The sequence below is a fragment of the Paenibacillus sp. P46E genome (assembly GCF_001909095.1).
GTDB classification, from domain to species: Bacteria; Bacillota; Bacilli; order Paenibacillales; family Paenibacillaceae; genus Paenibacillus_AQ; species Paenibacillus_AQ helianthi.
In genome coordinates, this window is record NZ_LVYZ01000085.1 from 1 (window position 1) to 12,658 (window position 12,658).

The following is a 12,658-nucleotide window of genomic DNA, read 5'->3' on the forward strand; positions in this document are numbered from 1 at the left end:
GAAATAGCAGATTCTTTCTTTATAACTAATTCTTACGAGAAGTTATTGTGTTCAGAATTTTAGATGTTATAATACCCATAGGGGTATACGGAAGTCATAAATATGTAAAGGAGAGATTAACATGGCATTTAAGATTTCAAAAGAAACCACCCCCCAGCAGGTAGCAGCGCAGCTCAAGAACGGGGAGTCCCTAAATATGCTGGATGTTCGCGAACCTGGAGAATGGGGGGAGGGACACATCGCCGGTGCCAAACATATTCCGCTTGGAGTTCTTATGGAACGGCAACATGAACTTGATCCCGCACAAGAAATCATTGTCATCTGCCGCAGCGGGAACCGGAGCGGCTTGGCTTGCGAGTTGCTGAGTGAGAAGGGGTTCAATGTTGTGAACATGACGGGTGGGCTAAATGCCTGGACAGATGAATTGGTGCGTGACTAAAGCCGCTGATGAAAGGACAGGACGATATGATAACACTTATTTACTTTTTGATTGGAGCAATGGTCTTATGGTTCTTGCGCCAGATATGGCCCGTTCGTTCACTTTCCTATATTAAGGCTCGTGATTGGGTGCAAGTAAAAGAACGCTTGAATTTGAAAATGCTTGATGTCAGAGATGCTTCGGATTATTTGGAAGAACATATTTCCGGCTCAATAAATATATCTTTAGGGCGTCTTCCTTTTGTATGGCAACACGAGCTATCCCCGGATGATGGTGTAATTATTCTGTCCAACACTGGGTATCACAGCAATAAAGCAGCAAGAATCCTCCGTAAGCATGGTTTCCGTAATCTGTATACAATACAAGGCGAAGTTTGGCCTACAGGAGCGTGTTTTCAAAAAATATGCGCCTTCAGAGGAAGATATTGTGGACACAGATTCAATCATTAACCTAGCTGTGATGATATCCGGCGGAATAGAAAGATAATTTTCCTTGCAGATCTGCTAAGACTTCATCCGGTACTTCTCTAACTTTAACGTCACTACCGAGGAAAAGTAGCCAATTTGTCATTTCGGACAATTCTCCAGGTTTATTCACATGGATATAAGTCTTTAGAATGGCTGTGGTCTGGTATGGATTTGTATAGGAAATGGAAATTTTAAATGGATGGTATTTTTTGAATTGGGCAATCGCTTTAGGACCAAGTTCGAGCACAAGGTTGATTTCCTCCTCCTGTTTACTAAGTTTTTCAAAAATCTTTTTCTTACTTAATCTATTTTTCTCCGGATAGGGGATAATATTGGTGAGATAGTCCACAGGGAAAATCCGCTTCTTTTCATCTTTTAAGTCAAAGGCTTCAATCAGCCAAAGGCTTTTTTCACGATAAAGGTGCATGAGATAAATGGGGTAGGACGTAATAACTTTCTCTTCCTCAATGGTAATCAATAAATAACTATCCATAAGGAGGATTTGGATTAGTTTTTCCAGCATGGGATGGGGAAGATCGGAAAGATCAAGCAAGTCAGGATTATTAGGGTTGGTCCCTTCAAAAAATAAGGTTTGATTTAAAAGAAAAAGATCCTCTTGCTGGTTTTCTGAAATGAGGCCCAGTAGTTTTTCGGATAAAGACTGACGACTCTTAAGATAAGGGAGTTGTCCGTTTCTTGTAGCCATAAAGGCAATAAAAAGCGCTTTGACTTCATCATCGGTAAAGCGGACAACGGGAAGAACAGAGTTGCGCATGACAGAATACCCCCCATCCCTTCCAACTTCTGCGACAAGCGGCATTCCCATGGCCTCAATTTCTCTGATATCTCTAATAGCCGTCGAACGGGAAATGTTAAATTCCTGCATGATTTCAGAAATGGTAAAGTGGGCGCGGTTGTTGATATACCGCATGATGATATTGATCCGTTCAACTTTTTTCATGGGGACTCCTAAACAGTATCATTTTTTGACATGATTTAAGGCTATCATATATTTATCAAGTGAAGATGACAACTCATTTGATGAATCCACAACAAAAGGATGGTTTTGACTATGGCAGATTATTCCCTTGAAGAAAAAGACAGCTTTACCGTGATAGGCTTAGGAACTGAGCTTAAGAGTGATTACACAGATTATGCTGGCATTAACAAGGAAAAGTCAGACTTTTGGCAGGCCGTCAGTCAAGATGGAAGGCTTGATTATCTAAAAGGCATAGCTGCGAATGACTACATTTTTGCTGTGAACGAAGCGGTGAATAACAAAATGATGCATTATGCCGGTGTTATGACCGAGGCACCAGCACCCGATGAAGCCCGAGTGATCCAATTTCCTAAGGGAGACTATCTGGTTGTTAAAGGGGAAGCGGAGACGGCGGATGCATTGAACAATAAGCTTGCAGGTCTTGCCTTTGGTCAAGCCTTGCCGGAAGCCAAGGATTTCGCCTACGTCGGGGGACCAAATGCATCGGTGGAGATGGGGCAGCGGGACGGCTTGGTTGTTGGTGAAATGTGGATCCCTGTGGTAAGGAAATAATCTGAACATAGAAGGAGTGATGGATATGTCCTACACCGTTGATTTTACAAATGTGTCTACAGTTGGCTTGGAGTCTTCACCTGTAGTTGATACACTTGCAGGCTTACGTGCTAATGAAGCCCGTTATTTCATGAACAAATACAAACATGAATTCGAGGTTGTACCAGCCAGTGAGAGCCAGGATACTCTTGATTATGTGAACTGGATTTTGAAGGAAGAACGTGATATTGTTTTTGCAGCCAAGCCTTTAGAAACATCACGTTTTCAAGTGGAAAATATCCGGTTTGCTTACGTCTTTTATGAGGATGGCCTTGCGCTCAACGTGATGTATACGGTGGATGACCCTAAGAAGCGGGCTGTAGGTTTTAAGCTATCTGAGGGGATGGATGTACCACAGGAGTTAGAAGGGAAGTTTAAGTTTGCCAGACAGAAGTCAAAACTGGCGGGAACCATCCGGGGTTCGTTTTTTGTAATAAAAGGTGAATATTAGAGTGAGTAAAATGAATACATGCAAGCCTTGGCAGGATTTCGTACGCCACATAACCAAAAAAAGAACCTGATGAAATTCATCAGGTTCTTTAACATTAATCCGGCAATCGTTCCTGATTTGATTCAAAAAAGTCAAACTCGAAATACTCACTCTGAGTTTTGAATAAGAAGTAATTATTTCTCCCAAAGTTCAATCAGCCGGCCTTCAGGATCTTCAATCCAAACAAACTTTCCAAATTCACTAACCTCAATATTCTTGGCAAGAGGTACACCAATCTGTTCAAGATGTTGAATTGTCTCGTTGAGATCATGTACTTGGAAATTCAACATCACTTGTTGTTCGGTTGGAAAAGAACTGTCATTCTCAGTAAAGAAAGAAAAGATCGTCTCATTTCCTGATTGGGGTTTAATCACAGTCCCATTCCAGTGGTCTATTTCAATCTTCAACACTTTGCTGTACCAGTTTTTCACAACTTCAAGATTCTTGGTTCTCCAAAATATTCCTCCGAAACCCTTTATCATTGTATCCAACTCCTGTCTGTCAACAAATTTTTAGTTGTCCAATTTGATATTCGAGATGGATCTCCTTCTTCCTTTTTTAATAAGATTATGGTTTTTGAATTTCTTGTATAAGCACCGCGTTATATTGGAAAACTTCTGTAGAGCGAATCAATACATTGATTCGATTTCTTAGGAGGTTAAACATTATGACAACACAAGATCCGCAGGAGCTTCTTAAGCTTAAGCACGAGCAGGATGAGGAAAAAAGACAGTTCACAAATTTTGCCCGTGCTGTCTCCGGCCACGGTGAAGTAGAAGCAGGTCAGGAAAACAGTAAAGACCGGCTGCCTGACGATCAAAACCGAATGAAATCTGTGGAGAACAGACAAACCTAAGGATTAAAATGAAGCCGACTCCGCCATGGATCGGCTTTTCAATTTGATTTTCATAATAAGGAGTTCAATTGATCATATTAACTTTAACTCTAGGTGAACGGGGGACGATGTATTGATTTTTTTCGGCATTGTAGTTCTAGCGATTACAGGGACAGTTGCTGTTAAAAGAGCAGCCCTAAGAAACCAGCCAACTGAAGAATTAGTAGGAATGGAAAAACGATATACCAATACATCAAGGAGCACCAGCAGCAGGTAATTAGACTCCATCTGATCCAGTTGCCGATAACCTGCCGCTGTATTTAGAGCCAAATCCGTATCAATGCTGCTTACATGGCCTTCTCCTGCAATAGATAATTTTACATGCGGGTGTCCGTTATTCAATGTTACATCCATGGTTGTGTGTATCGGGTTCATCCGAATCGTTGCGGCACCTTGCTTATTATCAACCGGAACCGCAAAACTCGTTCCTGTAATTTTGTCTCTAATCAGGTTTAACACTCTTGTATCTGGCACCGAAATAAAACCAATGAGCTTGTCCTCTCTGAACACGGCGGAACCTGCACATTTGACGATTACCTTAGTATAAGCTTGCAAAGGAAGATTGGAACGGTCATTTTAAAGAAGCTGAACTCCAGGTTTCCAGCATAATTTCCATTTCCCGGTCGGACTTAAAAACAAGGAGGCTAAATTAAGGTTTATCTTAACGAATTTACTAATTCTAAAAAAACAGCTTGCAATAAAAGAATATTTATCTTAAACTGTTGATACATCAACCGTTGATCTATCAACGGAAGTGCTTCAGTTATCCTGAAGTATGAAATACAGTTTACGGAGTAGTTAACTTAAAAGACCGTAAAAAAGGAGAATAACAGATGACAAAGACAGCATTAGTAACTGGTGCAAATAAAGGGATTGGATTTGAGATTGCAAAGCAATTGTTAGAAGCAGGGTATCGTGTATTGGTTGGGGCACGCGATCTGGAGCGGGGAGTAACAGCAGTAACTGCGCTCCAAGCATTCGGTGATGCACATTTGGTATTGTTGGATGTTGCTGATCTACAGAGTATTGATAATGCAGTGACAAGCATGAAGCAGAATTTTCCTGAGTTGACGCTTTTGGTGAACAATGCCGGTATTCCAGGTGATATGCATAAACTTGGATGGGAATTTGCGGTTGAAGAACTGGAGGCAACTTATCAAGTGAATTTCATCGGTCCTTTTGCACTTTCAAAAGGCTTGCTTCCTCTATTGATTGCCAATAAAGGCACTATTCAAAATATCAGTATACCTATTGAACCGTTACCTTACTTCAATGCTTTTGCCTATCAAACATCCAAGGCTCCTTTGAATGTGATGACTAAGTCATGGGGAATGAGCTTTGAAAAGGAGAATATACCTGTAGAGATTTTTTCAGTAATGCCTGGGGCGGTTTCAACAGATTTAAATGGTAATATGACAGGTGATTTCGTGAAAACAACTGCTCAAGCTGCCGAATTTATCCTTTCCTTTGTTTTGGATGATAAAAACCACAATAAACAGGTCATTAATTACGACGGTACTCTAGCAGTATACTGATTGAATAACAAGATTAACTAACACATTCTGAACGTCTTCAACTTCCAGGATAGCCCTTTCTCCACCGGAGAGAGGGCTTTTGGGTCTGGATGAAATCACCTCCATATTCAGGAAGAGGGATCGTTGTGGCTTTTGCAGACTTGCTTGTAAAGAAGTTACGTTGTATATTGTCTATTACATTGCAAGCCTATAAACAAAAAACGATTAAGAAAGATGGGATGGTTTTGAGCAAAGATTGGTCACAGAAAGCCACGCTATTATACCAAATGTATGGTGTAAACAATGCCATAAACACTACATTCGATGCTTACATCAGCATCAGCCAATCTCGCTTTGAAATACTCGCATTAATCTATCAAGAGATCGAAATCAGTCAGAGTGACTTGCAGAAAAAAGTGACCCTTGACAAGGCAGCTGTCGCTAGACATCTCAAACAGCTTGAAGATAACGGGATCGTATCCAGAAGAAAAAAAGACGGGGACAACCGAATAACTCTGGTTAAATTAACGGATCGAGGAATAGCATCAATCGAAACTTCACAAAAGGAGAAAGAGCATTTTGCGGAGGAACTATTAACTGATATTAGTGATACAGAACTTATCGGGCTAAGGAAAATATTAATTCAATTAAATAAAAATGTTGAAAAAATGAAGGGAAACGTATGAAGTCGTTGATCTTGTAAAGGCGAATATATACTTATTGAAATCTGCACTGTGTGCGGATTTTTTGTTATGTGCAGACACAGACCGATTGATGAACCTGTCAGAATTCTCATCCGATGTCATAAGACAAATTACGCTCGGATATCACAAGCTTAAGTGGTCGGGTTACATGCCCCTTGATACTCATTCATTAAATTGTCGACAATCTGCTGTACGGACAAAATTTCTTTAATCTCATGAACTCTGGATCCAGCAAAAACCAAGCCGTTCTCAACATCTCCTCTAAGGGAAGTGAGCAGGGATTCCATTGTACAGAATCGATGTGAACAAACCTTTAGACAATCATAGCATTTGACGATCTTCAATTTGGCATCATCACTGATCCGGTCTGTGAATTCATTCCGAATCGCTCTTCCTTCTAGACCTACTGTAGACTTGATGAGGACAGTATCTCCTTGCTGAGCATCTACATACTTTTGCTTGAAGGCTAAGGGAGCATCACACTCATGACTAGCCACAAAACGGGTGCCCATTTGAACACCAGATGCACCCATCCGAAGAGCTTTTGCGATATCATCCCCTGTCAAAATTCCACCTGCAGCAATAACGGGAATCGAAACGGTCTCTAAGACTTCAGGAAGGATATCAAACATCGATCTGTCTGTACCTAAATGGCCCCCAGCTTCGAACCCTTCCACAACGACTGCGGAGGCACCAAGTCTTTCGGAAATCCGGGCTAATTTGGCGGATGAAACAATCGTTACAACAGGAGTACCATGTTCTTTTCCCCAAGCATAAATATCTCTAGAAATTCCGGCTCCGGAAATAATAAAGTCAACCTTTTCTTCCAATGCAACTTTCATTTTTTCGGCAAAATCCTTCACTGCGAATAGCACATTCACACCGATATAGCCAATTCCTTTAGTGAGTTCTCTTGTTTTGCGAATATGCATTCTCAGTTCTTCAGTAGTGATCCCTGTACCAGAGATGGTGCCGATCCCGCCTGCATTGGCTACAGCAGCAGCTAGTCCACTTAAGGATATGCCTACACCCATTCCGCCTTGGATAACAGGAACTCTGGATTTAATATGTCCGAATTGGATTGTTGGAAGTTTCAATTACACACCTCTTTCATAAGTTGTAGACATTTTAATAACTCCGTTGGAGTAATTTAATTAGCTATAACTTAACACAGTTAAGTCTTTCCCGATGTGACTGTGAGCATGCTCAAACTATGTTAAATATCATGTCTTTCAAGTGATATATACTATGAAATTTGTAACGCCAATCATCAGTATGGATCAATTATATATTCGTATACATCATTGGATTGAAGGAATCACTGCTTTATAATTTTAATGGATTCACCCAGATGAAGATAAATCCAACTCGATGAAGGGGCTGCAGGCGATGATAGAACTGAAAGGCAAACATGTCGTTCTTCATGATGGTGATTTAAAACGCAGGGAAGAAGCAAACAGGCGGTATTTAATGAAACTGACGAATGATAATCTCCTGTTTAACTATAAAGTAGAAGCAGGAAGATACCATGGTAGAGATATTCCGCATGATGCACACGGGGGATGGGAGACACCAGTTTGTCAGATCCGGGGACATTTTCTTGGACATTGGTTGTCTGCCGCAGCTATGCGGTTTCATGAGACTGGTGATTTGGAGCTTAAACTAAAAGCGGATCTCATAATAGACGAGCTTGCCGAATGCCAGAAAGATAATGGCGGACAATGGGCTGGTCCTATTCCAGAGAAATATTTACATTGGATCGCACAAGGAAAAGGAATATGGGCTCCACAGTATAACATCCATAAGTTATTTATGGGACTTGTTGATATGTACCAATTTACTGGCAGTCAAAAGGCACTCGATGTGGCAGATCATTTGGCAGACTGGTTCGTCACATGGAGCAGTACCTTCACAAGAGAGAAATTCGATGACATTCTGGACATGGAGACAGGCGGTATGCTTGAAGCTTGGGCGGACCTTCTCCATATTACAGGGAATGATAAATACACTACCTTGCTGGAGCGTTATTACCGCAGCAGACTTTTTCACCCGTTACTGGAAAACAAAGACCCTCTGACCAACATGCATGCCAACACCACCATTCCTGAAGTACTCGGTTGTGCTAGAGCTTACGAAGTAACCGGTGAACAAAGATGGATGGACATCGTCACTGCCTACTGGAAATGTGCTGTTACAGAGAGAGGGTCACTGGTGACTGGCGGGAATACTGCCGGTGAGGTCTGGATGCCGAAAATGAAGATCAAAGCACGCCTCGGGGATAAGAATCAAGAGCACTGTACGGTTTATAACATGATTCGTCTGGCAGAGTTTCTCTTCCGACATACATCAGATCCGGCATATGCGCAGTATATTGAATATAATTTGTACAATGGTATTATGGCTCAGGCCTATTACCAGGAATATTCTCTAACTGGCAATAAGCACAGTAATCCCGAAACAGGGCTGTTGACTTATTTCCTGCCGATGAAGGCTGGCCTCAGGAAGGATTGGAGTACGGAGACCGATAGCTTCTTCTGCTGCCACGGAACGATGGTACAAGCTAATGCTGCATTAAACAGAGGCATTTATTATCAGGATCAGAATGATCTCTTTGTATGCCAGTATTTTCACTCTGAGCTGACAACTGAGATCAACGGAGAGAATGTCCGAATTTATCAATCCCAGGATCATATGAGTGGAAGCATGCTGAACTCTTCGAATACAGCAGGGCAGCAGGATTTAAATGAGATCACAGCTCTTCACGAGAATCTGCCTGATTATAAAAAGTATGATTTCGTAGTCCATAAAGCCACTTCAAGTGAGTTTGTAATTCATTTCCGGATTCCGGACTGGATCATGTCGGAAGCCGTTATCTATGTGAATGATCAGCTTCATGGGAAATCTGCGGATCACAATGTATTCTACACCATATTGCGGAATTGGAAGGACGGCGATCGCGTCAGCATCATTCTGCCAGTCGGCATCCGTTTCATTCCGCTTCCGGACGACGAACAGACAGGAGCATTTCGCTTTGGTCCTGAAGTACTGGCTGGTATTTGTGAGAATGAAAGGATTCTCTTTACACAAAAAGATGATGTTGCCTCTGAATTGATTATGGAAAATGAACGGGAGTGGGGCAGCTGGCGCTATTTCTTCAAGACGGCCAATCAGGATCCGGGAATTCAGCTGAGAAGAATTCGCGATATCGGTTATGAACCCTATCAAGTGTACTTCACGGTAAAAAAAGCTTAGGCACCTATCGGTGAGGTAGATAACGTGGTTAACTAAAAATGATTATTGCGGACAAAAAAGTAAAGGGTGGTTATCTAGTGGAATATCATGTTGCAATTCAAGGAAGCGATCAGGCGCCGGGTACGGAGGCACAGCCTTTCCGTACGATTTCCCGCGCTGCGGCTATAGCGGAGCCTGGAGATATCATAACCGTTCATGCCGGTGTATACAGGGAATGGGTCAACCCGGCCCATGGAGGAACAGAGGAACAGAGGATTGTATACCAGTCTGCCGGGGATGGAGAAGTGGTTATCACGGGTGCTGAGCCTGCAGCGGACTGGAAGGACGAAGGGGATGGTGTCTGGAGGGCGGTGGTACCTAACAGTCTGTTTGGCATCCGCAATCCCTATCAGACTAAATTGTACGGTGATTGGTTGTTTGAAGGTGCGTTCGAGCCGCATCTGGGGGATGTTTATCTGGACGGAAAATCCCTTTATGAATGTGATAGCGTTACCAAATTGCACAATCCCCAGGTTTGGCCACAGGCCAAATATGCAGAGGACTCTTTGCTGCAATGGTACGCGGAAGTAAGTTCAACGTCCACCACCATATGGGCGAACTTCGGAGGCAAAGACCCCCGCCAAGAGAATGTGGAAATCAATGTGCGCCCTTATTGCTTCTGGCCTGAGAAGACCGGCCGTAACTATATTACCGTCAGGGGCTTTACTCTTCGGCAGGCATCCCCCCAGTGGGCCCCGCCAACGGCTTTGCAAGAAGGACTTATAGGTCCCCATTGGAGTAAAGGCTGGATTATTGAGAATAATCGGGTCAGCGAGTCCAAATGTACAGGTATCAGCCTAGGCAAAGAGAGAACTGGGCAGAACGAATACTCGGACTTTCGCAGCAAAGGCGGAACGCAACGGGAGCAGGAGGTTATTTTCGGTGCACTGCGCAAGAATTGGCATAAGGATCATATCGGAAGCCATATTGTCCGCAACAACGTAATTCATGATTGTGAACAAGCTGGAATCGTTGGACATTTAGGTGCTGCTTTTAGCCAGATCTACCAGAACCGCATTTATAATATTCACCACAAGCGCATCTTCCACGGAGCAGAAGTGGGGGGAATCAAACTCCATGCCGCACTGGATACCCAGATTAGCGGGAATGTCATCTATAGCTCTTACCGGGCACTTTGGCTGGATTGGCAGGCACAAGGCACCCGCATCAGCCGAAATACCTTTTACGACAATCTGTCAGAGGATCTCTTTGTCGAGGTCTGCCACGGCCCTTATGTGGTGGATCATAACCTGTTCCTATCGCCTATGAACTTCCGCAATATGGCCCAAGGCGGTGCGTTTGTTCATAATCTGTTTGCCGGCAGATTTGTGGTGCGCTCCGAGCTTACCCGCTATACTCCCTACCATATGCCTCATGAGACAGCTGTTGCCGGGTACAGCAACATCACGGGCGGCGACGACAGGTATTACAATAATATATTTATAGGGGGTGACGATTCGGGCACAGAGCCGCTGCCTATGACCTTTTTCGAGCATCTTCCGCTCACTCCAAGGGAGGATATAGATTACGGCGGTGGCGCTGCGATGGACGGTGTACCAGACAACTCCCGCTGTTACCTTCATCCTGCCGGACTAGGCGGCTACAACGATTACCCAAGTACTTATCAAAAGCAGTGGTGGGAATATACCAAGGAAGAAATTGCGGCTATAAAGGAATCCGGAAAACCATTTCAGCCCGATAAAATGGCACTCCCCGTTACGATACAGGGCAATCTGTATTTGAAAGGCGCGGTGCCGAGTAGCCATGAGTCAAATGCAAGAGTGTATGTCAAAGGCGGGGTCGAGATCGAAATCGATCCGGCTACTTGCAAGGTGAAAGTGCATGTTCAAAGCCCTGAATTATTGAGAGGTGCAGCGCCTACGGTAGTCACCACTGAGCTTCTCGGTAGAAGCCATCACGCCGAAATGTATTACGAGGAACCGGATGGATCTTCTTACCGTTTCGACCACGACTTCTATCATAAGCTGCGTCCGGATAAAAATGTAACACCCGGTCCGTTTGAATTATTTGACGACAGTCCGGTTGAGATGGTTCTGAAATAGAATTATCAGATTTATATACTACCCCAAAGAGAAATAGAGGATCTTGTATCTGTTCTATGGTAAACAGGAACATTTGAGGCTGTCCGCTTCATTGCATATAATGAAGGTACCCCCTTCGGGGAGATCGTTAAGGGAGGGCACGATGAACGAGACCGCATTTGACGAACCATTATTTGCAAGGTTGAAGCCGGGCTTAACCTCGTTCTGTTACCGGATGCTAGGCTCCATGGACGATGCGGACGATGCCGTTCAGGAGACGAGTATTCGGGTCTGGCAGAGCTGGAGCACGTTCAGACAGGATTCCTCGTTCAAAACTTGGGTCTATCGAATTGCCTCCAACCTGTGCTTGGACAAGCTGAGACAATCCAAACGCCGCGCGCTTCCCGTTGACTTGTTCGAACCGGCCATCGCCATCGTCGAGCCGCGCGACACGCTGCCGGACTCTGCCTGGATCTGGCCGTCTACCGACTTTGGGGGCAATCCGGAGGATCGGCTCGTCCGCAGAAATACTCTTCAACTGTGCTTCATCGCTCTCCTGCAGACCTTGCCTCCGCGGCAACTCGCGGTACTCATTTTGAAGGATGTATTTGAGTGGTCCTCCAAGCAGATCGCGAAACCGTTGGCGATGTCGCAGCGGTGAATAGTGCCTTGCAAAGAGCCCGGGAGACGATGGAACGGGCACAACTTCGCTCGGATGAGCTCAGCAGCATGGACATTCAACCCGAGCAGCAACTGTTGTCCCGGTATGTGGAGGCCTCGAGCAATTCGATATTGCTGCGCTCGTAGCGTTGTTCCATGAGGAAGGCTGCATGTCAAAGCCGCCCTTCAAGATGTGGATCCTCGGAAAGAAAGATTTGTCCACCTTCTATTCACTTACTCGCTTTCATGTTGTTCGACGGGAAAAGGACCATCATCACGAGCATGATAAAAATAATAGCCTAAAAAGAGATGTGTCTTCGTTTCTTAAATAGAAGCATATACATATGGGACTTGAGGGACTACTCCTATTGTTTCCCATTGATCAGCCATGTTCCAGTTCGCGTCTGCATTAAATTTCGCAATTAAATCCGCTAGCCCACCAGCAAAATCCTTATTAATATCTTGATAAATAACAGGGGAATATTTTGTAATATAGTCCCAGTAAGGTTTTCCATCTGTGCTCAAACGATCGAATAAAGGACTGTGGCCGTTCATCGTTTGTGAC

The 12,658-nt window shown here is 43.8% G+C and carries 16 protein-coding genes; 11 read left to right on the forward strand and 5 right to left on the reverse strand.

Annotated elements, in window-relative coordinates:
• Positions 1–121: 121 nt before the first annotated feature.
• Together A3849_RS28850 and A3849_RS28855 are read left to right on the forward strand one after the other, a co-directional pair.
• Positions 122–439 carry a rhodanese-like domain-containing protein gene (locus A3849_RS28850; protein WP_074114517.1) on the forward strand — a complete coding sequence of 106 codons (318 nt, stop codon included), beginning with the start codon at positions 122–124 and terminating at the stop codon, positions 437–439.
• 26 nt (positions 440–465) lie between these two features.
• Complete coding sequence (locus A3849_RS28855) at positions 466–888, forward strand: rhodanese-like domain-containing protein (RefSeq protein WP_074114518.1); 423 nt, start codon at positions 466–468, stop codon at positions 886–888.
• A gap of 1 nt (position 889) precedes the next feature.
• Here the strand turns inward: A3849_RS28855 and A3849_RS28860 are convergent, their stop codons facing one another.
• Positions 890–1,867: a helix-turn-helix transcriptional regulator gene (locus A3849_RS28860; protein WP_074114519.1), complete on the reverse strand. Its 978-nt coding sequence runs from the start codon at positions 1,865–1,867 to the stop codon at positions 890–892.
• Between the two features lie 111 nt (positions 1,868–1,978).
• Between A3849_RS28860 and A3849_RS28865 the strand changes: the two genes are divergently transcribed.
• Both A3849_RS28865 and A3849_RS28870 read left to right on the forward strand, forming a co-directional pair.
• On the forward strand, positions 1,979–2,458 hold the full coding sequence (locus tag A3849_RS28865; RefSeq protein ID WP_074114520.1) for a GyrI-like domain-containing protein: 480 nt from the start codon (positions 1,979–1,981) through the stop codon (positions 2,456–2,458).
• 25 nt (positions 2,459–2,483) lie between these two features.
• Positions 2,484–2,948 (forward strand): phage tail protein, encoded by a 465-nt coding sequence (locus A3849_RS28870; protein ID WP_074114521.1) that lies wholly within the window; start codon positions 2,484–2,486, stop codon positions 2,946–2,948.
• Between the two features lie 173 nt (positions 2,949–3,121).
• Here the strand turns inward: A3849_RS28870 and A3849_RS28875 are convergent, their stop codons facing one another.
• Complete coding sequence (locus A3849_RS28875) at positions 3,122–3,469, reverse strand: VOC family protein (protein ID WP_074114522.1); 348 nt, start codon at positions 3,467–3,469, stop codon at positions 3,122–3,124.
• 185 nt (positions 3,470–3,654) lie between these two features.
• Between A3849_RS28875 and A3849_RS28880 the strand changes: the two genes are divergently transcribed.
• Positions 3,655–3,843 carry a hypothetical protein gene (locus tag A3849_RS28880; protein WP_074114523.1) on the forward strand — a complete coding sequence of 63 codons (189 nt, stop codon included), beginning with the start codon at positions 3,655–3,657 and terminating at the stop codon, positions 3,841–3,843.
• A 72-nt stretch (positions 3,844–3,915) separates the two neighbouring features.
• Here the strand turns inward: A3849_RS28880 and A3849_RS28885 are convergent, their stop codons facing one another.
• Positions 3,916–4,392: a Ger(x)C family spore germination C-terminal domain-containing protein gene (locus A3849_RS28885; RefSeq protein ID WP_178382842.1), complete on the reverse strand. Its 477-nt coding sequence runs from the start codon at positions 4,390–4,392 to the stop codon at positions 3,916–3,918.
• A gap of 323 nt (positions 4,393–4,715) precedes the next feature.
• Here A3849_RS28885 and A3849_RS28890 point away from each other — a divergent pair, with 323 nt between their 5' ends.
• Both A3849_RS28890 and A3849_RS28895 read left to right on the forward strand, forming a co-directional pair.
• Positions 4,716–5,417, forward strand: coding sequence for an SDR family NAD(P)-dependent oxidoreductase (locus A3849_RS28890; protein ID WP_074114525.1), 702 nt, complete (start codon positions 4,716–4,718; stop codon positions 5,415–5,417).
• Between the two features lie 218 nt (positions 5,418–5,635).
• Positions 5,636–6,082, forward strand: coding sequence for a MarR family transcriptional regulator (locus A3849_RS28895; protein WP_372237814.1), 447 nt, complete (start codon positions 5,636–5,638; stop codon positions 6,080–6,082).
• A gap of 149 nt (positions 6,083–6,231) precedes the next feature.
• Here A3849_RS28895 and A3849_RS28900 read toward each other — a convergent pair whose 3' ends face one another.
• Positions 6,232–7,197: an NAD(P)H-dependent flavin oxidoreductase gene (locus A3849_RS28900; protein ID WP_074114526.1), complete on the reverse strand. Its 966-nt coding sequence runs from the start codon at positions 7,195–7,197 to the stop codon at positions 6,232–6,234.
• 292 nt (positions 7,198–7,489) lie between these two features.
• Between A3849_RS28900 and A3849_RS28905 the strand changes: the two genes are divergently transcribed.
• From A3849_RS28905 to A3849_RS33780, 4 genes are all read left to right on the forward strand, one after another.
• On the forward strand, positions 7,490–9,352 hold the full coding sequence (locus A3849_RS28905) for a beta-L-arabinofuranosidase domain-containing protein (RefSeq protein ID WP_074114527.1): 1,863 nt from the start codon (positions 7,490–7,492) through the stop codon (positions 9,350–9,352).
• A 77-nt stretch (positions 9,353–9,429) separates the two neighbouring features.
• On the forward strand, positions 9,430–11,454 hold the full coding sequence (locus A3849_RS28910) for a right-handed parallel beta-helix repeat-containing protein (protein ID WP_178382843.1): 2,025 nt from the start codon (positions 9,430–9,432) through the stop codon (positions 11,452–11,454).
• A gap of 142 nt (positions 11,455–11,596) precedes the next feature.
• On the forward strand, positions 11,597–12,094 hold the full coding sequence (locus A3849_RS33775; RefSeq protein ID WP_256701059.1) for a sigma-70 family RNA polymerase sigma factor: 498 nt from the start codon (positions 11,597–11,599) through the stop codon (positions 12,092–12,094).
• Between the two features lie 8 nt (positions 12,095–12,102).
• On the forward strand, positions 12,103–12,240 hold the full coding sequence (locus A3849_RS33780) for a hypothetical protein (protein ID WP_256701060.1): 138 nt from the start codon (positions 12,103–12,105) through the stop codon (positions 12,238–12,240).
• 177 nt (positions 12,241–12,417) lie between these two features.
• Here the strand turns inward: A3849_RS33780 and A3849_RS33220 are convergent.
• Positions 12,418–12,658 (reverse strand): hypothetical protein (locus tag A3849_RS33220; RefSeq protein WP_218619276.1); only part of this gene is annotated, 241 nt, incomplete at its 5' end.